Below are 23,736 nucleotides of genomic sequence, written 5' to 3' on the forward strand. Positions count from 1 at the left end.
GACTACATCGAAATGTTCTACAACCCGAAGCGCAAGCACGCGCGAAACGGAATGCTGTCGCCCCTCGAGTTCGAGCGGCAGCAGAAACTGAGGCACGAGGGCGTCTAAGAAACGCGGGGCTATTCAAGGCGCCGCCGCGAGGCAGATCTCGACGTCCGGGCGCGGATTAACGATGGCGCAGACATGTGCTGCGTCATCGCCCAAAAGGTAGGAGCACTCGGCGACGCCGTCGGCCAGGATTTGTTCGAAGCGCAGGGTCATGGCGGGTCCTCCTTCAAGGTGCCAACGAGTGGTATTCACCCCAGTTCGGCCGCTTGGACCATGGTTTGAATCCGCACGGCAACGACCGGGGGTGGACATGATAGGGAATACGTAGATGAATATATGAATGCGTCAATCTGGCGCAGCGGGGAGCCGTGCGGAGGGAGCTGCGCGGCAGGCCGGTTCAAATGGAGGCATGCCATCCATGCCTCATCGCGGGAGGACATGATGACGATACTCAAACAGATACGCAGTACGATTGCAGCGGGGCTCGCGGTGCTGACGCTGATGGCCGGGGGGGCCTTGGCGCAGGACAGCGATCGCTACGGCCAGCAGAAGGTGGTCTACCACATCAACGGCAATGGCGGCGAAGGGGACAATGCCTATCGTGGGGCGCTGCGCAACGTGCAGAACCATATCAATGCGGTGGGCCGCGACAACATCGAGGTCAAGGTTGTGCTGCACGGCAACGGCGTGGGCCTGTTGCAGAACGCCATGGCGAACGAGCAGCTGCAGATGGACGTGACCAGTCTCCGCGGCCAGAACGTCGAGTTCGTGGTCTGCAACAACACGCTGACCGGGCGCGACATCGATTACGAGACGGATCTGTTCGAGGTCTTCGAGGAGCAGATCGTGCCATCGGGCGTGGCCGAACTGAGCTACCTGCAGGGGCAGGGCTATACCTACGTCAAGCCGTGACCGTGAGGCTGGGCCGCATATCGCGGCTCAGCGCCCCTCGGCGACGGTGAGGCCGAGAAGCCGCCAGATCTGCATACCGCCACGATAGTAGTTGATCTTCTCCGCCGGGTAGCCCGCGCCGATCATCGCTCGGATCGCGGTGGGTGACTGGCCGCACCACGGCCCGTTGCAGAACAATGCCACCTCGGGCGCATCCGAACAGTCCCAGCCTTCGAAATCCGGCTCGCAGCCCAGCTCGCCCAGCCTGTCCGTGATCCGGTCCCACGGCATGTGAACCGCGCCGGGGATGGTGCCGCCTTCGAACCAGTCGCGGGTGCGGCTGTCGATCACCACCGCCTCCGGATTCTCCAGCATCTCCAGAAGCTCCAGCTCGCCGATCGTGTTTACGCCCTCGGCGGGGGTCATCGGCTGGATGCAGAAGGGCGGGCAGGCGCGCGAGGTGCGGGTAAAATCGCCGGTGATGACGGCGTCGTTGTCCTGCCCGCGCATGATCTCGACCGGCCCGTCCGGCGTTTCCACCGTGACCGACATGCGCTCGGCATCGATGCCGACCGGCTCGGCCAGAGCCGGTGCGGCGAGAAGAGTGAAGGCGGCGGCGAGGCGGATCATGGCGGTCTTCCTTATTGCGCGGCCATCGGCACGCGGGCGATGCGGCAGCGGTCCCATAGCGTCTCCAGCGCCTTTGCAAGGCGGTCGAGATCGGCCTCGGAATGCACCGGCGACGGCGTGATGCGCAGCCGCTCGGTGCCGCGCGGCACGGTGGGATAGTTGATCGGCTGGATGTAGATGTCGAACTCGTCGAGCAGCAGATCCGACAGCCAGCGGCACTTGACCGGATCGCCCACCATGACCGGCACGATGTGGCTCGGGTTCGACAGATGCGGAATGCCCGCCGCGTCGAGCCGGGCACGCAGTACCGCAACTCGCTCGGCCTGCAACCGGCGTTCGGCATCGGAGGTCTTGAGATGCCGCACGGCGGCCTGCGCACCCGCAGCGACCGCAGGGGGCAGGGCGGTCGTGAAGATGAAGCCCGAGGCAAAGCTGCGCACGAAGTCGCACAGCGCGGCCGAGGCCGCGATATAGCCGCCCATCACGCCGTAGGCCTTGCCCAATGTGCCCTCGATCACATCAATACGGCCCATCAGCCCCTCGCGCTCGGCAACACCGCCGCCGCGCGGGCCATAGAGACCGACGCCATGCACCTCGTCGAGATAGGTCAAGGCATTGTAGCGTTCGGCCAGATCACAGATGCCTGCAATGGGGGCGATGTCGCCATCCATCGAATAGACACTCTCAAACGCCACGATCTTGGGTGCGTTGGCGGGCAAGGCGGCGAGCTTAGCTTCGAGATCGGCGAGATCGTTGTGCTTCCAGATGACCTTCTCGGCGCGGCTGTGGCGGATGCCCTCGATCATGCTGGCGTGGTTGCCCGCATCCGACAGCACGACGCAGCCGGGGATGCGCGAGGCCAGCGTGCCCAGCGACGCCCAGTTCGACACGTAGCCCGAGGTGAAGAGAAGCGCCGCCTCCTTGCCGTGCAGATCGGCCAATTCGCGCTCCAGCGCGACATGGTGGCGCGTCGTGCCCGAGATGTTGCGGGTGCCGCCCGCGCCGGCACCGACCTCGTCGATGGCCGCGTGCATTGCAGCCAGCACGTCCGGGTGCTGACCCATGCCGAGATAGTCGTTCGAGCACCAGACCGCCACCTCGGAGGGTACAGGCCCGTCATGGCGGGTGGCGGCGGGAAAGGCGCCGCGATGACGCTCCAGCTCGGCGAAACGGCGGTAGTTGCCCTCGTCGCGCAGGCGGTTCAATTCGGCGGTGAAGAAGCTGTCGAAGGCCACCCGTTACTGCCCCGCTGCCTCTTTCGCGATGCCGTCGAGCAGCGACTGCACCTCCTGCATCGGGCCGTCGGGCATTGCCCGATAGCCGATCTCGACCGCGCCTTCCTTGTCGGTCACGAAGATCCCGTAGGGGCAATGCGCGATGTTGGACGGATCGGCCTCCATCACCTTGCGCGACACCACCGCCGAGCAGAACAGGAACACGTCCGCGGCGTCGAAGATCGTCACGTCGCTGCCTACGTCCTCGCCGGTGCGGTTGAGCATGTCGCCGACGCGGCTGACGTAGTCGACCACCAGCCCCTCGCCGATGATGGCGCTCTCGACGCTGAAGGTGGCGTCCTCGAAGCTGCCGTCGAAGGGATAGGTGACCACCTCCTGCGCCGAGGCAGTGCCGCCCGCAATCGCGGCCACAGCCGCCAAAAGGATCCGTCTCATCGCCTTACTCCTCCCCTGTTGTGGGTCGGGCCAGACATGATCCGGCCTCTCTCCCGTGCCGCCATGGCGGCGATGCGGGCGGCCCTGCGCGGGCCGCCCGGAATGGCTCACTCAGCCTGCGCTTCGAGAAAGGCGGTGATGGCGGTGATGTCCTCGTCGCTGCGCAGGCCCGCGAAGGACATCTTGGTGCCCTTCAGATAGGCGCGCGGATCGGCGAGGAAGCCCGCGAGGCTTTCGTGATCCCACACTAGACCGTCCGCCCCAGCCTCTTCCATCGCGCCCGAGTAGCGGAAGCCCTCGACCGCGCCGGCGGTGCGTCCGACGATGCCGTTGAGCTGCGGGCCGCTGCGGTTCTTGGCGTTACTGCCGACTTGGTGGCAGGCCGAGCACTTCTTGAAGACACGTTCGCCTGCTGCGACCAGTTCCGGATCGGGCGCAGCGCTGGCCTCCTCGGCCGCCTCCGCCGGGGCCGCTTCCGCGTCGGCACCTTCGGCGGAGGCATCCCCTGCCTCGTTTTCAGCAGCCGCGTCTTCCGGCGTCGTGGGCTGGTCGCCCGCCACCGCCTCTTCGGCGGGTTCCGCATCCGCGGGCTGCGCCTCGGCCTGCTCCTCGACCTCGACGGCGGTCTCGACAACCTCGGCGTCGTCTTCGTCCGAGCCGGGCGTCACGTCGAGCACGGCAGCGCGCATGGTAATCTCGACATCGTCCTTGCAGCCTTCCATGCAGACCTCGCCAGAGAAGGCAGTCAGCTCGGTCTCGGGCCGGTCGTCGGGCTTGAAACCATCGGCATTGGGCATCTCGACCTTGGCAAAGCTCTCGTTCGACAGCTCGAAGTCATCCTCGACCACGTTGTTGAGATAGAGGAGATAGGCGGTGATCGCGTATACCTCGTCCGGCGTGAGCGACTGCGCATCGCCAAACGGCATCGCGCGATGCACATAGTCCCAGACGGTCGAGAGATAGGGCCAGTAGGAGCCGATGGTCTTGACCGGGTCCTTGCGCTCCAGCGTTCCCTGACCGCCGGCAAGTTGCGGCCAGCGGCCGACCGCCTCGCCGAAGTCGCCGTGGCAGGAGGCGCATTGCGCGACGAAGACCTCCTCGCCGGTCCAGACGTCGCCCGATCCCACCGGCAGGCCCTGCCCGTCGGGGCGGATATCGATGTCCCAAGCGGCGATCTCCTCGGGCAGCGCCTCGCGGCCCAGCCCGTAGCCGCCGTCGCGGGCCGGAGCGAGGGGCTCGGCATCGGCCTGCGCAACGGTCTCGGCTACAGGTTCCGGGGCCTCGCTCTCCTGCGCATTGGCAACGGACACGAAGGACACGCGTGCCGGGGCAGGCATGTCGACCACGAATTGGTCGGCCAGCACATAGGCCAAGGTCAGCACGCCCACCGTGCCGGCGGAGGCGGGTGCGAGGATCTTAAGAAACTTCGACATTTTCCGCCTCGCCGCGTTCGTTGACATGCCAGGTCTGGATGCCGTTGTTGTGGTAGATCGAGTTCTCGCCGCGGATCGCCCGCAGATCGTTCTTGGTGGGCTGCACATAGCCGGTGGAATCATGTGCGCGGCTCTGCAGCAGCAGCGGTTTTCCGTCCCAGTCGAACTCGAAGTAGAAGCGATGCATCGACTTGTCGAAGCTCGGCCCCGACATGCGCGCCTCCTGCCAGTTCTTGCCGCCATCAAGCGTCACGTCGACGCGCGGGATGGTGCCGCGGCCCGACCAGGCGACGCCGGTGAGCACGGTCGGCCCCTTGGAATGCAGGATCGGCGTCTGCGGGCTGGGGTTCGTGATGACCGACTTGGCATCCATCTCCCAGGTGAAGCGGCGGGCGATGCCGTTATCCAGTAGGTCGGTGTATTTCGACGTTTCCTCGCGGTGGTGCCATGGCTGGTCGCCGACCTCGATCCGGCGCAGCCATTTGATCCACATGTTGCCTTCCCAGCCCGGCACGACGAGCCGGACCGGGTAGCCCTGCTCGGGGCGCAGCGCCTCGCCGTTCATCTTGAAGGCGACGAGGCAGTCGTCCATCGCCTTCTCGATCGGGATCGACCGGGTCATGGCAGAAGCATCGGCACCTTCGGGCATGATCCATTTGCCGTTGGTTTTGACCCCCGCCTCATCGAGCAGCAGCCGCAACGGGATGCCCGTATACATGACGTTGTGGATCATGCCATGGGTGTACTGGCAGCCATTGAGCTGCGCGCCCGCCCATTCCATGCCCGAGTTCGCCGCGCATTCGAGGAAATAGACCCGGTTCTCGCGCGGGAAGCGCATCAGATCCTGCATCGTGAAGACCAGCGGCTTGTCGACGAGGCCGTTGATCATCAGCCGGTGCGCCGCCGGGTCGACCTCGGCGATGCCGGCATGGTGCCGCTCGAAGCACAGCCCGTTCGGGGTGATGATCCCGTCGAGCTCGTGCAGCGGCGTGAAGTTGACCGAAGAGACCGGATCGGCGGTCAGCCAGTCGACATTGCGGCGGATGACATGCGCCTCGTATTGCGAGGGTGTGCCATAAGGGCGGGCATCGACGCCGTCGCCCAGATACTGCATCCAGGGCTGCAGCTCGGTGATCGCCGGGTCGGCTGTCTGGGCAGCCGCGCGACTGCCTGCGACCGCGCTGCCGGCGGCGAGCGCGCCTGCCAGGAAGCCGCGCCGCGAGGTGGCGGGATTACTCATGCTCGGGGTCCTCTTGTCGTCCATGTCGGCGGGGCGGCTCATCCGGCCACCACGTCGACGCTGTTATTGGGATCGATGGAAACGGTGCCCTGATTGCGGATGTGGCTTTCGACCACGTCCCAGATCGCCGGACCCTCGGTGCCTTCGTTGACGCTGGCCCATCCGGCCACGACGTAGGTTTTCGCGGGGTCGATCTTTTCGCCCGACGACAGCAGCGTCATCTCGGTGACGCGGCTGCCCTGCGGTTGGGCGATGTCGATCCGGTAGCCCATGCCGCCGACGCGGACCATGTCGCCGCCCTGCTGGTAATAAGGGTCGGGGTTGAACAGGTTGTCGGCCACGTCTTCGATGATCAGTTTCAGCGTCTCGCCTGTCATCTCCGAGCGGTAGGCAGCCGGGTAGCTCATCGCGGTGGCGTTGAACACGTCCTCGCGGGTGATCTCCTGACCGGGCATCAGCGAGGCCCCCCAGCGAAAGCCGGGCGACAGCGCGATATCGGCCTCGCGCTCGGAAATCAGCGCGTTGCAGATCAAATCGTCCCAAGTGCCGTTGAAGTTGCCGCGCCGGTAAAGGAGTGAATCCGTCGTGCCCAGCACCTCGGCCATCTCGTCCTTGAACGGCGCGCGGGTCTCTTCGACCAGTACGGTCATCTCCGGATCGGGGGCGATCACGTCCGAAAAGATCGGGATCAGCCTGTGCGTCAGCCCCTTGAGCGCGCCGTTCTGCACATCGAGATCGACGCGGCTGACGAACTTGCCGTGGCTTCCGGAGGCGATCAGATGCGTGCTGCCGACCAGCACCGGCTCGGGCAGGGCGTCATGGGTGTGCCCGGTCAGGATCACGTCGATGCCGGGCACCTGCGCGGCCATCTTGCGGTCCACGTCGAAGCCGTTATGCGACAGCACCACCACGACCTCGGCGCCGGCGTCGCGCGCCTCCTGCACCACCTCGGCCATCCGCTCTTGGCGGACGCCGAAGCTGAGATCGGGGAACATCCAGTTCGGGTTGGCGATCGGCAGGTAGGGGAAGGCCTGACCGATCACGGCGATCGAGGTGCCTCCGCGCTCGAACATCTTGTAGGGCTCGAAGGCCGGCTCGTCCCAGGTCGCGTCGAAGATGTTGGCGCCGAGGAAGGCGGGGTCGAGCTCGTTTTCGAGGATCTCGTTGACCCGGTCGATGCCCAGCGTGAACTCCCAATGCGAGGTCATCGCGTCTGTGCCCAGCGCGTTGAACAGCCGCACCATATCGGCGCCTTGGGTCTTAAGCGCGGGCAGAGACCCCTGCCATGTGTCGCCGCCATCGAGCAGCAGCGCGTCGGGCCGCTCGGCGCGGATTGCCTTGAGCACGGTGGCGACGCGGTCGAGGCCGCCCATCTTGCCGTATTCGCGGCCCAGTGCGACGAAGTCGTCATAGGTTAGCGCGTAGTCGAGCAGCGAGCCGTCCTCGATGCCGTAGAGCTTGCGGAAGGCGGCGCCGGTGAGATGGGGCACGAGCCCCTGCGCCTCTCCGACGCCGAGATTGATCTCGGGCTCGCGGAACCAGATCGGCTGCGTCTGGGCATGAATGTCAGTGATGTGGATCAGCGTGACGTTGCCCGGGCCGCCGCTGCCGATCAGGTCCTCTTGGGTGAGCCGCTGCTGGGCCGCGAGCCGGGACCAGTTGCCGAAACCCGAGGCGCCCCAGAGAGCGGAGGCGGCGAGGCCGGCCTGAAGAAAGTGGCGGCGGGCGATCATGTGCGGTTCCCTGTCATCAGATGCGTATTCTTGAATATGTTAAGGCAAAAGCACCCCGCCGGGCGGAAGCCGGGCGGGGTGTCGTTCAGTTGCGGACGGACGGGCCCTCGACCGAGAGGCCGTTGCCGCGCGAGGCGACGTAGAGTTCCAGTGCCACGAATTCCGGGCTGCCCGGCGAGAAGGTCTCGGCGCGGGTGTCGCGGACGCAGCCCTTGAACCGGTCATGCACCGCGTTGAGCTTGCCGTTCTTCAGCCGGTAGGTCGGGAAGCCGTTGATCTGCCCTTGGCTCAGGTGATCGGCGCGGATCATGTTGTCGTAATTGTCCTCGTGGCAGTTCGCGCAGGCGAGCTCGAGCTGGCCGTAGCGGGTGTAGTAGATCTCCTTGCCCTGCTCCCAAGTCTCCTGGGCCGGGCCGTCGATCGCCACATCCACGGGCATGCCGCGCGAAACCGAGGAGATCAGCGCGACCATCTCGGTCATCCGGTTGCCGGTATAGTCCCACGGCTCGGCCCCGGCGCGCTCGGTCACGCATTCGTTGACCTGCATCTCCAGCGTCTGCACCTCGCCCTTGGCCTCGTCCCATTTGGGATAGACCGCGCGCACGCCCTCAAGCGCCTTGGGGCTGTCGTGGCACGAGGCGCAGGACTGGTCGTCGGGGCCCAGGGCGGTCTCGAAATCGGCACGGGCGTTGTCGACGCCGATCATGCCGGGATTCTCGAAATCATCCATTTGCAGCGCCTGCGTCTCGGGCGAGCGGTATTCCCAGCCCGAGAAAATCTCGGAGACGTATTCCATGTGCTCGGGCGCGGGCGCCCGGGTCACGATCTCGATCTCGCCGTCGATGACGAGGTTCGCCTCCTGCGCCATCGCGGCGGGGGCAAGGGCGGCCGACCCGGCCAGCCCGAGTGCCGCCCATGCAGCGCCGGTCCTCAGCGTCTGTCTCATCAAGGTCTCCTCCCTTGCCCTCTTCGTGCCGTCAGGCGACGGCGATCTCCTTGGTGTCCTCGTAGGTCGACCCGTCATCGTCGATCCAAGTGAAAGTGAAAGTGCCGCTTTCGGGGACCTTGGCCTGAAACTCGAAATAGGGGTTGGTCGAGATCGCGGGCTCCATCGCCACGTCGATCACGGTCTCGCCGTTGAACGCGCAGGTGAAGCGGTTGATGATCGAGCGCGGGATGAGGTTGCCCTCCTTGTCCTTGCGCTGGCCCGATTCCATCGGGTGGCTGATCAGGGTCTTGATGGTGATGACCTCTCCAGCGGCGGCTTCCTTGGGGACGCGGACGCGGGGGGTGACGTTCTCTGCCATGTCTCTTGCTCCTTGTCCCGAACTCAGCCGCCGCAGCCGCCGATGGTCACCTTCACCTCCTGCGCCGCACGCGCGAAGCTGCCGTCGGACATCTTGGCGATGGCGACGACCTCCTGGGTGCCGGCGAGGCGGATCCGGGTCGAGGCCATCTGCGCGCCCGCCAGCGGGCCGAAATGGAACACGCCCACATCGGGGTTGGGGTTGCCGGTGGCCAGCAGGATGATCGACTCGGCGCCGGGGGCGTCGACCTCGACCGGCACGGTGTTGCCGTTCTCGGCGATCTCGGGTGCGGTAAGGGTCAGCCCCTCGCCGGTGATCTCGGCACCGCCGGTGAAGTTGGCGATCAGCTCCTCGGTCGGCGTGGCCAGCGCCATGCGCCCGCCCAGCATCACCGAGAGCCCGCTGCTGGCCATGATGGCCAGCGTCTGTCTGCGTGAAAAGCTCATTTCTCTCCTCTCCTGCCGCACGATCACTCTTCGCGCAGCGTCATAAGATAGGCGACCACGTCCTCGACCTGCTGCGCGGTGAGCAGCGGATCGAGCGGCTCGGTCCCGGCCTTGCCGGTGAAGCCGTCGCCCGGACGGATGAAGCCCGTGGTCTTGTAAAAGGCGGGCATGATCGTACCGGGGAACGTCATCTTGGCGTTCGCCACGATCCCGCGCAGATCCGCCTCGGCCCAGCGATCCGCCGCGCCGTCGAGCGGCGGGCCGACTTCGCCGTGAAACGGCACCTCATCGAGCGCGCCCACCGCGTGGCAGGCCACGCAGTTGCCCAAGCCCCGATCGGCCATGACCTCGGCGCCCGCCTTGGGATCACCGGGGGTGCCGCTCAGGGAGGTCTCTATGGCGCCGTATTCGCCGTAGGCCACCTGCTGCGGCGCGACCTCGGCCTGCGCGGCCGCGCCAATGAACGCGAGCGCCACGGCAAGGGTGATTTGTCGCGACATAAGTCCTCCCTGCGGCATTTTGTCCTCCAAACCGACGTTACTCCGGACCAGGCGTTCCAATCAACAACATATTTAATTTATTGAATACGGCTCGGTCCAGCTCAGGGCCGAGACGCTATTCAGCTTGGCTTTCAAGCATTCTCGCATGGTATTTCTGAAACGGCTCATCGCCCGCGTAGCCATGTTCCAGCACCCAGCTCAGCAGGTTTCGGGTGGTCGCGGGGCCGAACGCGCCCGGCATTACCGCCACCGCCGACTCGGCCGCCATGGTCTCGGTCGGTACCTCTTCGGGCAGGAACATCATCGTCGGCGTGAAGAGCAGACCCCAGCGCGAGATCATCTCCTTCTCGGGCAGGGTGGTACCGTCGAAATCGGTGATGTCGAGGTCGCCGAACATGTTGAACTGCACCACGAAGTAGTCCTCATCCAGTGTCTGAGCGATCTCGGGCCGGACGAAGACGTCCTCGTGCATCTTGCGGCAATAGATGCAGCCGCGCTGTTCCACGAGCAGCATCAACCGCTGCCCGGCGGCGTTCGCCTCGGCAAGGTCCTCGCGCAGGTCGAGAAAGGTCTGGCGCATCCAGGGCGCCTTGTGCAGCCCGTCATCGCCGATCTCCGCAGCTGCGGGCAGAACGGAAAGGAAAAGCAGCGCGAACGCGTGTCTGAGGCGGATCATGGTGGGCTCCTGTCATCCATAGCGGCTGAAGATGGCGAATTCGTCGAGCATCCACTGCGCGATCAGGTTCACCGAGTCGGTGGCGATCAGCAGCCCGAAGGCCACGAGCAACGCACCGGTCAGCTTCTCGACCGTTCCGAGATGGCGCCGAAAGTGGCGCATCAGGCGGGTGAAGGGGGCGACGAAGACCGCCGCCAGCAGGAAGGGCAGGGTCATGCCGACGCCATAGGCGAGCAGCAGCCATGCGCCTTCTGCGGCGGTCTGCAGGCTGCCCGCGATGAACAGGATCACGCCGAGCACGGGGCCCACGCAGGGCGTCCAGCCGAAGGCGAAGGCGAGCCCCATGAGATAGGCCCCCGCAAGCCCGATCTCGCGGGCAGGCCCTGTCGCCCTATCGAGTCGGAACTGCCGGTAGAGCAGGCCGATCGGCAGCAGGCCCAGAAAGTGCAGTCCCATCAGCACAATGATCCCGGCCGCGATCCAGCGCAGCAGGTCGAACCATTCGCGCAGGAACTGCCCGGCAAATGACGCCGAGGCCCCGAGCGCCACGAAGACGGTGATGATCCCGGCCGAGAACAGGGCGGTAAAGAGCAGCGTCCGACCGCGTCCGGACGGCGTGCCACCCGCTTCGGCCTGCCGCGCACCGGTGCCGGCAAGATAGCCGAGGTAGAACGGCACCATCGGCAGGATGCAGGGAGACAGGAAGGACAGCAGCCTCGCCAGCATCGCGCTGCCCAGCGTGACCTCGAACATGCCACCTCCGATTGCTTATATCATATTGCAATACTATTATTCGAAGCTATTGGCCGGTCAATCGGCCTCGATCGAGGATCCGCATGTCACGCGTCGCAGCCATCTTTCTCGGCCTGTTCATGGCCCTCCAGCCCGGTCCGCTGCCCGCGGCGCTGGAGCTTGTCATGGTCGAGCAGGCCGGTTGCCCATGGTGCGCGCGTTGGAACGAGGAGATCGGACCGATCTATCCCAAGACCGAGGAGGGCGAGGCCGCGCCCTTGCGCCGGATCGACATAGGCGCTCTGCCGGGCGAGATGGAGCTTGGGGGAAAAGTTGTCTTCACCCCGACCTTCCTGCTGGTCGAGGACGGCCGCGATCTGGGCCGGATCGAGGGCTACCCGGGCGAGGATTTCTTCTGGAGTCTGCTGGCACGCCTTCTGGGCGAGACGCCGGACGCCGCCTTGGTGCCTCAGGACCCGCCCGGATGATCGCGTCGCATTGCGATATTGGGCGCGAGCTCATAAATGATCCGCCTGACATCGGGCGGAGCCGCTCCGCCGAAACGGGGAGCGCAGCCATGACCCTGCCGAGGATTACCGACGACATGAGCGAGGCCGACATGGACCTCATGATGCGCAACGCGCAGGAAGCCTCGGACTTCCTCAAGGCCTTGGGCCATGAGGGCCGGCTGATGATTCTGTGCCATCTCGTCACCGGCGAGAAATCGGTGACCGAACTCGAGCAGCTGCTCTCGGCGCGGCAGGCTGCCGTCTCGCAGCAGTTGGCGCGCCTCAGGCTCGAAGGGCTGGTGACGCCGCGCCGCGACGGCAAGATCATCTACTACAGCTTGACCGATGACCGGCCACGCCGGATCATGGAACTTGTCTACGAGCTGTTCTGCCGCTCAAGCTGACAGGCGCGCCGGGGAGGGCGCGGGGAGGATCACAATATGCTGGATTGGCTCGACGAGCCGACCATCGCCGCGCTCATTGGCATGGGCAGCGGTGCGGTTCTGGGTGCGGCCGCGCGATTGGGGCGTTTCTGCACGCTCGGCGCCATCGAGGATGCGCTCTATGGGGGCAGCCTGACCCGGCTCAGGATGTGGGGCATCGCTATCGGCGTCGCGGTGATCGCGGCCTTCGGCCTGATGAGCGCGGGGCTGTTCGACCCGATGGACAGCTTCTATCTCGCGCAGGGATGGAGCCTGCCTGGCGCGATCCTCGGCGGGCTGGTCTTCGGCTACGGCATGGCGCTTGCGGGAAACTGCGGCTACGGCGCGCTCGCGCGGTTGGGCGGTGGCGACATGCGTTCCTTCGTGATCGTATTGGTCATGGGACTCGTGGCCTATGCCACCTTGTCCGGGCCACTGTCGGGACTGCGGGTGGCGCTCTTCGCTCCGCATGGCGGGCCGACGCCGGGCATCGGTCATTTGATCGCGCTGGCGACGGGGCTCCCGCTCTGGGCATGCGGCATGCTTGTCGGATCGGCCATCCTTGTCCTGTCGCTTCGGGGTGGAGCGGCGTTGGGTCGGGGTACCCTCATCTGCGGCGCGTCGGTCGGGCTTGCCGTTGCCATGGGATGGGCGGGAACAGCTTGGCTGTTTACGACAGGCTTCGACGCGTTGCCCGTCGCGTCACACAGCTTTTCGGCGCCCTTGGGCGAAACGATGCTCTACACCATGACCTCAAGCGGCGCGGCGCTGAGCTTCGGCGTCGGATCGGTGGTCGGTGTGTTGACGGGCGCCTTTGCAGGCAGCCTCTGGAAGGGGCATTTCCGCTGGGAAGCTTGCGAGGACCCGCGCGAACTCAAGCGTCAGATCCTCGGCGCGGGGCTCATGGGCTGGGGCGCGGTGACGGCGGCGGGATGCAGCATCGGCCAAGGCATTACCGCCTTTTCCGTTCTCGCGATCAGTGCCCCGGTGGCGCTGGCTGCGATCGCGCTGGGTGCCGCGATCGGGCTGCGGCAGCTGATCGACGGCTTTGCCATGGCCGAGTGACCCCCTCGACGCCACGACGATTCGAATGCAATGATGCGAATGTGTTGTTCGGGGAGGGACGATGAGGATCACCAGACGCAGCGTGTTGCGGGGCGCCACGGGGCTCGGCGCCACCTTCGCCTTCGGCCGGGCTTGGGCCGCGACGGAAATGGATCTCGGCGAACGGCGGATCACGACACTGAACGACGGGTACTTGCAGCTTCCGGAGAGCTTCCTGATCGGGGATCTGCCGCAGGGCGAGGCACGCGCGATCCTCGACGCGGCTGGCGTCGCGGCGGGAGGGTATGAGCCGCCCTGCAACGTGACGCTGCTGCGTTCAGGCGCGGAAGTCGTTCTGTTCGATGCGGGCGCCGGGCCGGGTTTCATGCAAAGCACGGGGCGGCTGCCTGAGGCCCTCGCCGCTCTCGATCTGTCGCCGGAGGACGTCACCCATGTCGTCTTCACCCATGGCCATCCGGATCATCTTTGGGGCGCTATCGACGATTTCGACGAACCCCTGTTCGTGAACGCGCGGCATCTCATCGGCCGGGTCGAGCGGGACTATTGGACTGACCCCGAGACACCGGTGACCATCGGCGCCGAACGACAGAGCTTTGCCGCCGGAGCCGCGCGCCGGATCGAACTTTTACAAGGCGTGCTTGAGACATTCGAGAATGAAGACGAGGTTCTGCCCGGCATCGTAGCGCAGGCCAGCTTCGGACATACACCCGGACACATGTCCTTCGAGATCGGCAGTGGCCAGGCGCTTGTTGTCGGCGACGCCATCGGCAACGCGCATCTGGCCTTCGCGCGCCCTGAATGGCCCATGGCCGCCGATCAGGCCCCGGAGCAGGCCGCCCGGACTCGTTTGGTCCTGCTTCAGGAATTGGTCGAACGGGGCATGCCATTGATCGGTTTCCACCTCCCAGACGGCGGAATGGGCCGTGTGGAGAAGAACGGCGACGGCTATACGTTCGTCTCGGAGATGTAGTTTCCAGATTTGTACGAGTGGTTCGTGTGCCTTAGGGAGTTGATGGTGTGACCATCCTCTTCGGGGACCGCCAACGACTCACCTTGGTTCATCAGATGCCGCCGGGAAGCGGTCACTTTGATAAAACTTACGCATGCTGGACCAAGACTAGGCCACCCTGAGCCGGCTCAGGCGTTGGAAAGGACCTCGACCGTCACGCGGGCGACACCGCTGCTCAGCAGGCCGATATCTTCCGCCGCGCCCTTGGACAGGTCGATGATGCGGCCCTTGGCATAGGGGCCACGGTCGTTGATCCGCACCACGGCGGATTCGTTGGTAGCCTCGTTCGTGACGCGCACGCGTGTGCCGAAAGGCAGGCTGGGATGGGCGGCGGTGAGGCTGTTCATGTCGTAGATTTCACCATTGGCAGTCTGACGCCCGTGAAAGCCCGGCCCGTACCAGGAGGCAGCTCCCTCGAAGGTCTTGGTGACACTGCCGGAATGCGCGGAGGCCAGTGGTGCTGTCGCCAAGAGGCAGCTTGCGGTCAAAAGGGTTCGAAGCGTGGCGGTCAACTTGATCACAAGCCGGTCCTTCCGTCATGGTTCCAAGGTGTCCGCCACATCTGACCCCTGCCAATCCTCGGTGCAACGACGAATGGCGAATGGTTCCGATGCGAGGAACGAACGGGCGGAGCCTCGCCAGTCCAAGCGGCCCTGAATGGCAGGCATCCGCCGAAGTGGCCCGTTCGATGTTCGCTCAGGGCGTATCTGCCTCGCGGAAGAGGCGACCGATGTCTTGGGTCGACAGGTCGCTGTTGCGAACGGCGTCGATCACGGGTTTGCCGTTCCGTGAAAATCAACCGTTCCCATTTCCCCTCGTGAAGCCAGCGACCGGCAAAGCGTCCTTGATGATCTGCCAGAGCATCCCGGTGCGCAACCGCACCGGACGGAAACCCGATCCGGGCCCAACGGTTTGCAGGCAGAAGGAGGCGGTGCCATCACTTATTTTCGGAGCCTTTCAGCGGCAGGTTTCGCCGCCACCGCCATCGGGTACGGTCCGGCGCGCATGGGGTTCGGGCTGTTCGTGCCGGACTTCCGCACCGCCTTCTCCATGTCGACCTCGACCATTGGTCTCGTCTCGAGCTTGGGCTTCTTCGGCTTTTTTCTGGGACTGCTCGCGGCACAGCTTCTCCTGACCCGGCGAGGGCCGGAGGCGCCGGTTTTGCTGGGACTTTGCGCCGCCACTCTCGGCATGGTCATCATCGCCGCTGCCCCGAATGTCGCGGTTCTTGCCATCGGCGTGTTCCTTGCTGCATCGAGTGCCGGCTTTGCGTGGACGCCGTTCAACGACGCGGTTCATCGTAAGGTCCGCGATGCGGACCGGCCCACCGCCCTCTCGGACATCAGTACCGGCACCAGTATAGGGATCGTGGTCGCCGGCGGTACGGCGCTGGCCATGGTGCTGATGGGGTTCTCGTGGCGATATTGCTGGGCCGCCTTCGCCATGGCGGGCGCTCTTGTGCTCGTTGGCAACTGGCTGGCGTTACGCCCGGTCGAGAGAGGCCCCGTAGGGACGAAGGGCCAATGGCGCCGCGTCCTGCAGGCATCGGCCTTGCCTTTGTTCGGCATCGGCTTCGTGCTCGGAACGACATCGGCGATCTACATCTCTTTTGCCGCCGATCGGGTTCGGGAGGTCGGCGGTGTTCCCGGCCTGCCCGCCGCCGCCCCGGCGTTGATTTTCATCTCCTACGGGTTGTTCGGGCTGGCGGGCCTGCTGACCAGCCGGGCAAAGGAGGCGCTCGGCCTCGTTTGGCTCCTGCGCCTCCTGATGGGGGCCGGGACGCTGTCACTCGTGATCGTGGCAATGATGCCGGACCGCTGGGCTGGGGTGGTCCTTTCGGCCGGGTTGCAGGGCGTTCACGTGATGATGACAAGCGCCGTGCTGGCTTTCTGGTCGGAGCGGCTGTTCCCGGCGCTTCCGTCGCTCAGCTTCACGGCGGTGCTGTTGGTCATGGCGGCGGGCAGCGTTCTGGGGCCGGGTCTCGCCGGGCTGGCATCGGGGGCCGCTGGGCCAATGGCGATGTTTCTCGGGGCTGCGGTGCTCCCGGCGGCAGCGGTACTTTTCCTGCGCGGCCACCATGCGAGCGAGCGACCGCTGCTCGCCGAGGCTTGAGGCCGTTCGGAGAGAGCGGGCGGGCCGGACACCAGACCGCAGGAGCATTCGGATGCGACACACTTGGCACGGCGATGGGGAGGGCGCGTGATGACATGGAAGACGCCTTGGATCCGGTACGCACTGCTCTTGGGCATCGCCTTGGGTGGGTTCTTCGATGGCATCCTGCTGCATCAGATCCTGCAATGGCATCATCTCCTCAACCTCGTGCCCGGTGTGGACGACCTGCCTGCGCAGGTGCTCTGGGACGGCTATTTCCACCTGTTCATGTATCTGCTGGCCGGTCTCGGCCTGTGGGGCCTGTGGCGCGCCCATGTTAGGCGGGCAGGGATCACGGGGCAGCCGCTGCTCGGCGCGCTGATCGCCGGTTTCGGTCTGTGGCACATTATCGACAGCGTGCTCTCGCACTGGCTGCTCGGTATCCATCGCATCAGGATCGACAGCGAGGTGCCGCTGTTCTGGGATCTTCTGTGGTTCTTTGTCTTTGGCTTGCTGCCTTTCGGGATTGGATGGGGCTTGGGGCGAGGCGGTGGCGAAGGGGATGAAACCTGCACCGGACGACGGCCATGCTCGCGCCGCTGATGTTCCTCGGCGCGGGGGTGGGCGGCTGAACCCTGCGCCTGCCACCGGGCCGACCTTTCACCACCGTGGTGTTCCGGGCCAGCGATGCCCCTTGCCATAGCGTGACCGGCAAGGAGAGCGCACTGCCTTGGGGCGCGCCGGAGCGCCTGCTTGGCGCACATTGGGCTGACAGCCACTTCGATCACATAGCACCGGGCATGGCCCGCTTGCCGCTGCGCCAAGACACAGGCTGGCAAAAAAGTGGCCGTATTCGCGACATGTTGGGGAGGAATTATCGCATTCGAAACAAGCCTCGCACCTATCCGGGGCGGCTCCAGAGCAGAGGGACTGCGGTGAAGAACATTGCCTTGTACGAATTGATGTCGCGACGGACACGGCTGCCATATCGCGGCAAGATCATGCTGATGGCCTTTGTGGGAACGCATGTCCCTCTGATCGCGCTGATCGCTTATGTCGCGATGCAGACGGCGCAGGGATGGTCGAGCTTCCTGACGATTCTCGGGGTTGCCCTTCTGGCCACGCTTCTGGGCACCTTCGCGACGATCCTCGTGCTCGATCACCTGTTGCGGCCGGTGATCAACACCGCGCAGGCGCTGCGGGACTACCGGGCGCGCCGGGCACTGCCGGATCTGCCTGTCGCGCATACCGACGATGCGGGCCGGCTGATGGCCGATGCGCAGCACATGATCACGAGCCTCGACGAGTCGTTGCTGCGGCTGGAGACGATCGACGAGGCGACCGGGCTTCTCAACCGGGATGGTCTGCAACGTGCCCTCGCTGCCGACACCGGCACCGGCTTCGCGATCATGTCGCTTCGCCTTCTCGATGCGAGCAGGATCGGCGGCAGCTACAACCAGGACGTGATGCATGGCGTGATGTCGGTCCTTGCCGACCGGCTCGGCCTCGTCGCGCCGAACCCGGCGCTGCTGGCGCGGGTGGCGGATGACCGTTTCGCCCTCGCGGTCGCGATGGATGTGACCGGTGCGGATGCATGGGAAGGCGCGACCGATCAGGCAATGCGGATCGTCGCGGACATCGCTTCGGACATCCTGCAAGGCGACCTCGCGGTCCAACCGACCCTGGTGGCAGGCGTGGCCCTGATCGAGGCCACTGGCGACGTCGGTGCGGGTCTCGACGACGCAATCGCCGCCTCGGGCGAGGCCAGCGCTGCAGACCGAATCGTCCAGCATTCCGAACAGGCGAGGGCCAAGGCCCAGAAGCGGTTCGCACTGGAGCAGGAGCTTCGCGGTGCGATTGCGAAGGACGAGTTCGTGCTGCACTTCCAACCCGTCATGGATATCCAACTGGGCCGCGTGTCGGGGGCCGAGGCCCTGATCCGCTGGAATCATCCCGATCGCGGCATGATCCCGCCCGGCCTGTTCATCCCGATGGCCGAGGAGGCCGGGCTGATCGACCAAATCGGTCTTTGGGTGATGCGCGATGCCTGCCGCCAGGCGGCGGCGTGGGAGGGCGACATGCGGGTGGCGATCAACCTGAGCGCCCGCCAGTTCCTCGACAAGGATCTCGACGCCCATGTCGCGGCGGCGCTGTCGGAGAGCGGCCTGTCGCCCGACCGGCTGGAACTCGAACTGACGGAAACGGTCGCCATGGTGGATCACGACCACTCCCGTTCCACGCTGACGAAGCTGCGCGATCAGGGGCTCAAGCTCGCGATCGACGATTTCGGGACCGGCTATGCCAGCATGAGTTCGCTTCGAAAGTTGCCTTTCAACAAGCTGAAGATAGATCGTGAGTTCGTCAGCGATGTTGATCGGCTGCCGCAGTCGCAAGCCATCTGTTCGGCAATGATCGCGCTCGGCCGTGGGCTTGGAATGGAGGTGCTGGCAGAAGGCACTGAAACTTCGGCGGAAGTTGACTTCCTGCGTGCCGGCGGCTGTTCCTTGTTCCAAGGCTTTCATTTCGCCAGACCGGTGGCTTCCGCCGATCTGGCGACGACGATCGCCGCGCTCGATCAAAGGAATCCCGATTATCGGATGGCGGGATGAGAGAGCGCGACGTTCTGTAAGGGATGGCGCTGAAAACCTTCTGCATGGGCCAAACGCTCATCTCGGCCGCATCGTAATGTGCTGATGGGGGATCGTAAGGTGCGAAGAGCACCAAGCCGCAGTCGAACGCCTTATAGCAACGCAAACTTGCATGCTTGCTTTGAGCCCGGGCGATACCGGCGGCATATCTCTCGACGAAAATGACGAGGGGCGGGGTTTTGAACCCCGCCCCCGACTTTTGATATCCGACGATCAGTTTGCGGTGGTCGTCGCGTCTTCTTCTGCCGGTTCGGCTTCGACGTTATCGGCTGCCTCGTCCATCTCGCCTTCGACCGGCATAGCTTCGGTGCCGTCAGTGGACGCTGCATCCGACTCCATCGCCGCTTCGTCGACCGAATTATTCTCGTTTCCAAAAGCCTCGCGCAGATTGGCGACGGCCATGTCTACGGCCTCCTGCGCCTGCGGCACGACGGTACCCATACCGAAGAATTCGTGAGTGACGCCATCATATGTCATCTGCTCGACCTCGACGCCCGCTTCCGAAAGACGCTCGGCCATGATCTCACCCTCGCTCTGGAGCGGGTCGATCTCGGCGTTGACGATGGTGACCGGCGGCAGGCCCTGCAGGTCATCGCGTGCGATCAGGTCGATGCGTGGATCGGAGGCCTGCGACGGATCTTCGAAGACCTTGTCGAAGAACCACTCCATGCCGGCACGCGACAACGGCGTCGCGTCGGCATAGGCTTCGTAGGACGGCGTCTGCATGTCGTCGCTAGCTATCGGATAGACCGACAGCACGTGATCGGGCTGGATCAGTTCGGCGTCACGGGCATGCATGGCCACGTTCAGCGCGAGGTTGCCGCCGGCGCTTTCGCCCGCGATGGCGAGCCGCTCGGCATCGGCGTTGAAGTCGCCCGAGTTCTCGACAATCCACTCATAGGCCGCGTTGGCGTCCTCGTGTTGCGTCGGAAAGGTCGCACCCGGGGCCTGCCGGTAGGTGGCCGAAACCACGACCGCATTCGCACCCGTGGCCAAGGCACGAGCCGAGGCGTCATAGACGTCGATGCCGGCGATCACCCAGCCGCCGCCATGGTAATAGACGATCAGAGGGAACGGGCCTTCGCCTTCGGCGGGGGTGTAGACCCGCGCGTCGATCTGGCTGCCATCGGCGCCGGGATAAGTGATGTCACGCGTCGCGACACCGGCCAGATCCTCGGGCATCTCGATGCCACGCTCCTCCATTACCGCCATGACGGCGTCGGCTGGGGTGGGCTGGCTGCGCGCATCCTCGACCGACAACTCCGAAATCGGCTGGGCACCGAGCTCGGCGAGCTTGTCGAGCACCGCCTGCATGTCCTCGTTGGGCGTGGCGGGCGGATCGGCCACGGCACCGGCATCGGCGGTGACATTGGCCTCCATCTCGGCGCTGGCGCCGGAGGTTGGGGAGGCTTCGGTTTCGGCGGTCGTCTCAGCCTCGTTCGTCGTGGCTTCCTGCGCCAGCAGGCTGGCGGGAGCAACGGTCAGAGCAGCCGCAAGGGCGGCGCTCGCCGTGGTCGTTTTCAATAGCATGTGCATGAGAGATCCTCTCGCAGACTCGGTAAACGCTGCACCAACTACGCGTCATGGGATCGGTTCACCCGAAAGTTGCGGCGTAACTGCATGTCCGACGGTTCAGACGGTGATCTTGCCGTCGCAATCCAATGCCTCACCGGGCCGTGGGGCGATCGAGAACTAGCCACAAAGGAAAGCGCCGTCACGCATCACGCAGCGCGAAAAGAGCCGATCACGCCGTGGCCCGCATCGAGAGTCACGGCATATTTGCTGCAGATCCGGCCAATCATCTCGGCAGGCCAAATATTGTTTAAGTATCTTAAGTAGCTGTTTAAAATTAGAAATTTATTGGGCCTGAGATATATTGTCCCGATAGAGCCGTATCGATATCGAGGCTTACCAACCGGCTGCACTCCTGGCGCCGCGGGCTGAAGGTCACTGGGCCTTCTTGATGGTGATGGCCTCTCCGGCGCCGGCGGTCCGGTCTTTCCCATCACCATCCTTCGATCCGATAGCCTGCCCATCATCCAACGCGAAAGTGATCGGATCGTATCGGCGGCGTCTGCCATTTCACAAGCTTCGAAGGCTGCTATCTGCCGTGTCCGCGCTTTGCTGATGGCGGATGAAAGAGGGTCCTTGAGATGGCCCGCCAAGCCCATGCGCCGTCGTCCCTGCATCTGCCTTGCTGCATGACCATTGCAAATCCTCGGCACTCAAAGCCCATGGTCATGCCATCCGTCCTCGAAGATCATCACAAAGTGGAGGCGGTCGTACAGCAGGCGGCACAACTCCGCGCATGGCTGTGTCGGCGCTTGCCTGCAGCGCCGAGGCGCGCCTATCAAGCCGAATGGATTCGCGCCTTTTCCTTTCCGCATGCGCCCTGTCGGTCGCGCTTCCCGGCGTGGCCCTCGCTCATCCGCATGTCTTCATCGACGCGGCCTTCGAACTCGTCTTCGACGAGGCCGGAGACCTCGCGGCGGTGCGGATCGACTGGGCCTATGACGAGTTCTACTCGCTCATGCTGATCGAGGAGAACGGGCTCGACGCCGATGGTGACGGCACACCGGAGCAGGCGGCGCTCGATGCCTATGCTGGGCACGACGTCGACTGGGCCGCGGGTTTTCCGGGCGATTTCGTCATCGAGAGGGACGGCGAGGCGGTGGCTCTGGACGGGCCGGTGAAGCATCGGGCACGGTTCGAGGACGGCCGGCTGGTGACCTCGCATGTCCGTCCGCTTGCCGCGCCATTCGACGTGTCCGGCCAAGTGGTCACTGCGCGCGCCTACGACCCCACATACTTCGTCGCCTACGATGTGCCGGTCGAGCCGACCATCTCGGGCCGGGATGGCTGTGCGCTACGCCGCAACGTCGCCGACCGTGACGAGGCGAAGGAGGAGTATGGCGAGCAGCTGGCCGCGATCGACGCGAGTTCCGATCCCTTTGCGGAGATCGATCTGCCCGATATCGGCGTGCTGTTCGCCGACAGCTTCGTGCTGACATGCGCCGCATCCTCCTGATCGTCCCGCTTCTGCTGGTGGCGGCCGGGGTTTGGGCCTTGGCGACCGGCCAGGACCAGGAGCTGGCCCGCTGGGCCGCGGGCTGGCAGCGCGAGTTCCAGAACGCGCTCGCCGGCGGGCTGCGGGCGCTCAGGGCGGAGGAGCAGGGCGCCGTTGCGGCGCTCCTGGGGCTGTGCTTCGCCTATGGCTTCTTCCATGCGCTGGGGCCGGGGCATGGCAAGTTCCTGATCGGTGGTTATGGCGTAAGCCATCAGGTGCCGTTGCTCCGGCTGTCGGTTATCTCGCTCCTGTCCTCGGTCGGGCAGGCGGTGACCGCGATCCTGCTCGTCATGACGGGGTTGTTCCTGATGGGCTGGACCCGCAGCCAGATGACCGGCGCGGCCGAGACCATCATGCTGCCGCTCAGCGCCGCCGCGATTGGCCTCATCGGCGCCTGGCTGGCGTTCCGGGGGCTACGCCGGTTGTGGCGGCTTCGGTCCGATGCCGCCGGGGCGGCGCATGGGGCGCATGACCACGCCTGCCACGCGGGCTGCGGTCATCGTCACGGCCCGAGCATCGACGAGATCCGCCGCGCGGGTGGGCTGCGCGATGCGCTCGCGCTGATCGGGGGCATCGCCATCCGCCCCTGTTCGGGTGCGATCCTGCTGCTCGTTCTCACGTGGCACATGAATATCCTGACGGCCGGGATATTCGGAACGCTGGCGATGTCCCTCGGCACGGCCGCGCTCACCGTCTTCGTCGCGGCGAGCAGTGTGTTCTTCCGCGAAAGCACGCTCTTCTCTTTCGGCGAAACGAAGCAGGCGACCTATGTCCTTCCGGTCATCGAAGTGATAGCCGGAGCCGCAATCCTCGTCATTTCGATCGAGATGGCGGGTTTGGCCGCATAGCGGTCGACCTCGGCGCCCATCCATTGCGCTCGCGCGGCGACGAAGCGCGATGAGAACGCTACGCCCGGGCCTCTCGCGCGCTGTCGATGGAACGGGATATGACAGATGGCCGCCTCGTCACCCTACTTGGCGTAATGGGCGAGGAACATGTCCACGCAGTCGGCGATGACGGCATCCGGGTCGACATCCGCCTTCGTGCCCATCAGGAACTGCGGCCAGACCAGAAAGTGCTTGATCATCGACAGCAGCTGACCCGCGGCGAAGCCGGGCTCGGCGCGGCGTAGCGCGCCCGCCTGCATTCCGTCGGCAATCATCCCCGAGATTGGGCCGTCCTGCATCGCGGCCTTGGCGAAGAAAGCCTGCGCCAGATCCTGATCGCGCAGAAGCTCTGACATCACCAGCCGGTTCAGCCCCAGATACTGCTCCCCGGTCAGATGGCCGACGTAGTCCCGCACCGCCGCGATCAGCTGCTCGCGCAGCGGCGCATCCGCCTCGTGGCGCAGCTTCGGCATGGCCGCGATCTCTTGTAGCAAGATGTCGGTGATGGCGGCGAACAGCACCTCTTTGCTCTCGAAGTGCTTGTAAAGTGTGCGCTTGGACACCTCGGCCAGCTCGGCGATCCGGTTCACCCGCGCGGCGGGGAAACCCTGCTCCCGGAATTCCAAGATCGCCGCATCCAGAATATCTTTTCGTTTTTTTTCAGTAAGTTTCATCTGTTTCACCTGATCGCGCTGCTATTTTGTAAACAACGGGGTTTACACCAGCCACCTT

At 65.1% G+C, this 23,736-nt stretch carries 27 protein-coding genes; 11 read left to right on the forward strand and 16 right to left on the reverse strand.

Annotation, left to right across the window (positions count from 1 at the left end; genetic code table 11):
- On the forward strand, positions 1-108 hold a 108-nt coding region (locus ACJASC_RS15425), incomplete at its 5' end, for an IS3 family transposase (protein WP_370318198.1).
- 15 nt (positions 109-123) lie between these two features.
- Here the strand turns inward: ACJASC_RS15425 and ACJASC_RS15430 are convergent.
- Positions 124-261, reverse strand: coding sequence for an MBL fold metallo-hydrolase (locus ACJASC_RS15430; RefSeq protein ID WP_415146784.1), 138 nt, complete (start codon positions 259-261; stop codon positions 124-126).
- Positions 262-489: 228 nt separating this feature from the next.
- Here ACJASC_RS15430 and ACJASC_RS15435 point away from each other — a divergent pair, with 228 nt between their 5' ends.
- Positions 490-960 carry a DsrE family protein gene (locus ACJASC_RS15435; RefSeq protein ID WP_415146785.1) on the forward strand — a complete coding sequence of 157 codons (471 nt, stop codon included), beginning with the start codon at positions 490-492 and terminating at the stop codon, positions 958-960.
- Positions 961-987: 27 nt separating this feature from the next.
- Here ACJASC_RS15435 and ACJASC_RS15440 read toward each other — a convergent pair whose 3' ends face one another.
- The 12 genes from ACJASC_RS15440 to ACJASC_RS15495 form a co-directional block, all read right to left on the reverse strand.
- Complete coding sequence (locus tag ACJASC_RS15440; RefSeq protein WP_415146786.1) at positions 988-1,569, reverse strand: rhodanese-like domain-containing protein; 582 nt, start codon at positions 1,567-1,569, stop codon at positions 988-990.
- 11 nt (positions 1,570-1,580) lie between these two features.
- Positions 1,581-2,804: a 5-aminolevulinate synthase gene (gene hemA, locus ACJASC_RS15445; protein WP_415146787.1), complete on the reverse strand. Its 1,224-nt coding sequence runs from the start codon at positions 2,802-2,804 to the stop codon at positions 1,581-1,583.
- 3 nt (positions 2,805-2,807) lie between these two features.
- Positions 2,808-3,239 carry a DUF302 domain-containing protein gene (locus ACJASC_RS15450; protein WP_415146788.1) on the reverse strand — a complete coding sequence of 144 codons (432 nt, stop codon included), beginning with the start codon at positions 3,237-3,239 and terminating at the stop codon, positions 2,808-2,810.
- Positions 3,240-3,346: 107 nt separating this feature from the next.
- Positions 3,347-4,672 (reverse strand): c-type cytochrome, encoded by a 1,326-nt coding sequence (locus ACJASC_RS15455; protein WP_415146789.1) that lies wholly within the window; start codon positions 4,670-4,672, stop codon positions 3,347-3,349.
- The gene (gene soxC, locus ACJASC_RS15460; RefSeq protein ID WP_415146790.1) at positions 4,656-5,912 is read right to left on the reverse strand and encodes a sulfite dehydrogenase; all 1,257 of its coding nucleotides are present in this window, start codon (positions 5,910-5,912) and stop codon (positions 4,656-4,658) included. Before soxC ends, ACJASC_RS15455 begins: the two co-directional genes overlap by 17 nt.
- A gap of 38 nt (positions 5,913-5,950) precedes the next feature.
- Positions 5,951-7,645: a thiosulfohydrolase SoxB gene (gene soxB / locus ACJASC_RS15465; protein WP_415146791.1), complete on the reverse strand. Its 1,695-nt coding sequence runs from the start codon at positions 7,643-7,645 to the stop codon at positions 5,951-5,953.
- An 85-nt stretch (positions 7,646-7,730) separates the two neighbouring features.
- Positions 7,731-8,591, reverse strand: coding sequence for a sulfur oxidation c-type cytochrome SoxA (soxA, locus tag ACJASC_RS15470; RefSeq protein WP_415146792.1), 861 nt, complete (start codon positions 8,589-8,591; stop codon positions 7,731-7,733).
- 31 nt (positions 8,592-8,622) lie between these two features.
- Positions 8,623-8,952: a thiosulfate oxidation carrier complex protein SoxZ gene (gene soxZ, locus ACJASC_RS15475; RefSeq protein WP_021695549.1), complete on the reverse strand. Its 330-nt coding sequence runs from the start codon at positions 8,950-8,952 to the stop codon at positions 8,623-8,625.
- Positions 8,953-8,975: 23 nt separating this feature from the next.
- Complete coding sequence (gene soxY, locus ACJASC_RS15480) at positions 8,976-9,398, reverse strand: thiosulfate oxidation carrier protein SoxY (RefSeq protein ID WP_021695550.1); 423 nt, start codon at positions 9,396-9,398, stop codon at positions 8,976-8,978.
- A gap of 23 nt (positions 9,399-9,421) precedes the next feature.
- The gene (gene soxX, locus ACJASC_RS15485) at positions 9,422-9,898 is read right to left on the reverse strand and encodes a sulfur oxidation c-type cytochrome SoxX (protein WP_415146793.1); all 477 of its coding nucleotides are present in this window, start codon (positions 9,896-9,898) and stop codon (positions 9,422-9,424) included.
- Positions 9,899-10,013: 115 nt separating this feature from the next.
- A complete protein-coding gene (locus tag ACJASC_RS15490; protein WP_415146794.1) occupies positions 10,014-10,574 on the reverse strand; it encodes a thioredoxin family protein in 561 nt (186 codons plus the stop codon).
- Positions 10,575-10,586: 12 nt separating this feature from the next.
- Positions 10,587-11,327, reverse strand: a complete 741-nt coding sequence (locus tag ACJASC_RS15495; RefSeq protein ID WP_415146795.1) for a cytochrome c biogenesis CcdA family protein — start codon at positions 11,325-11,327, stop codon at positions 10,587-10,589.
- Positions 11,328-11,410: 83 nt separating this feature from the next.
- On the opposite strand from ACJASC_RS15495, the gene ACJASC_RS15500 reads away from it, so the two are divergent.
- The 4 genes from ACJASC_RS15500 (at position 11,411) to ACJASC_RS15515 (ending at position 14,272) form a co-directional block, all read left to right on the forward strand.
- Positions 11,411-11,794 carry a thioredoxin family protein gene (locus tag ACJASC_RS15500; protein ID WP_415146796.1) on the forward strand — a complete coding sequence of 128 codons (384 nt, stop codon included), beginning with the start codon at positions 11,411-11,413 and terminating at the stop codon, positions 11,792-11,794.
- Between the two features lie 89 nt (positions 11,795-11,883).
- Positions 11,884-12,219 carry an ArsR/SmtB family transcription factor gene (locus ACJASC_RS15505; RefSeq protein ID WP_415146797.1) on the forward strand — a complete coding sequence of 112 codons (336 nt, stop codon included), beginning with the start codon at positions 11,884-11,886 and terminating at the stop codon, positions 12,217-12,219.
- Between the two features lie 36 nt (positions 12,220-12,255).
- Positions 12,256-13,302 (forward strand): YeeE/YedE family protein, encoded by a 1,047-nt coding sequence (locus ACJASC_RS15510; protein WP_415146798.1) that lies wholly within the window; start codon positions 12,256-12,258, stop codon positions 13,300-13,302.
- Positions 13,303-13,363: 61 nt separating this feature from the next.
- Positions 13,364-14,272 (forward strand): MBL fold metallo-hydrolase, encoded by a 909-nt coding sequence (locus ACJASC_RS15515; RefSeq protein ID WP_415146799.1) that lies wholly within the window; start codon positions 13,364-13,366, stop codon positions 14,270-14,272.
- 167 nt (positions 14,273-14,439) lie between these two features.
- Here ACJASC_RS15515 and ACJASC_RS15520 read toward each other — a convergent pair whose 3' ends face one another.
- Positions 14,440-14,832: a septal ring lytic transglycosylase RlpA family protein gene (locus ACJASC_RS15520; RefSeq protein ID WP_415146800.1), complete on the reverse strand. Its 393-nt coding sequence runs from the start codon at positions 14,830-14,832 to the stop codon at positions 14,440-14,442.
- Positions 14,833-15,223: 391 nt separating this feature from the next.
- Between ACJASC_RS15520 and ACJASC_RS15525 the strand changes: the two genes are divergently transcribed.
- From ACJASC_RS15525 to ACJASC_RS15535, 3 genes are all read left to right on the forward strand, one after another.
- Positions 15,224-16,423, forward strand: coding sequence for an MFS transporter (locus tag ACJASC_RS15525; RefSeq protein WP_415146801.1), 1,200 nt, complete (start codon positions 15,224-15,226; stop codon positions 16,421-16,423).
- Positions 16,424-16,513: 90 nt separating this feature from the next.
- Positions 16,514-17,005 carry a DUF2243 domain-containing protein gene (locus ACJASC_RS15530; RefSeq protein ID WP_415146802.1) on the forward strand — a complete coding sequence of 164 codons (492 nt, stop codon included), beginning with the start codon at positions 16,514-16,516 and terminating at the stop codon, positions 17,003-17,005.
- Positions 17,006-17,106: 101 nt separating this feature from the next.
- Entirely contained in the window at positions 17,107-19,011 is a 1,905-nt protein-coding gene (locus tag ACJASC_RS15535) for a putative bifunctional diguanylate cyclase/phosphodiesterase (RefSeq protein ID WP_415146803.1), read from the forward strand.
- A gap of 252 nt (positions 19,012-19,263) precedes the next feature.
- Here ACJASC_RS15535 and ACJASC_RS15540 read toward each other — a convergent pair whose 3' ends face one another.
- Positions 19,264-20,586, reverse strand: a complete 1,323-nt coding sequence (locus tag ACJASC_RS15540; protein WP_415146804.1) for an alpha/beta hydrolase — start codon at positions 20,584-20,586, stop codon at positions 19,264-19,266.
- 823 nt (positions 20,587-21,409) lie between these two features.
- Here ACJASC_RS15540 and ACJASC_RS15545 point away from each other — a divergent pair.
- Entirely contained in the window at positions 21,410-22,078 is a 669-nt protein-coding gene (locus ACJASC_RS15545; protein WP_415146805.1) for a DUF1007 family protein, read from the forward strand.
- Positions 22,060-22,965, forward strand: a complete 906-nt coding sequence (locus ACJASC_RS15550) for a nickel/cobalt transporter (RefSeq protein ID WP_415146806.1) — start codon at positions 22,060-22,062, stop codon at positions 22,963-22,965. Before ACJASC_RS15545 ends, ACJASC_RS15550 begins: the two co-directional genes overlap by 19 nt.
- 122 nt (positions 22,966-23,087) lie before the next feature.
- Here ACJASC_RS15550 and ACJASC_RS15555 read toward each other — a convergent pair whose 3' ends face one another.
- Positions 23,088-23,678 carry a TetR/AcrR family transcriptional regulator gene (locus ACJASC_RS15555; protein WP_415146807.1) on the reverse strand — a complete coding sequence of 197 codons (591 nt, stop codon included), beginning with the start codon at positions 23,676-23,678 and terminating at the stop codon, positions 23,088-23,090.
- Positions 23,679-23,736 lie beyond the last annotated feature (58 nt).

Source organism: Limimaricola cinnabarinus, from assembly GCF_047631075.1.
GTDB lineage: Bacteria > Pseudomonadota > Alphaproteobacteria > Rhodobacterales > Rhodobacteraceae > Limimaricola > Limimaricola cinnabarinus.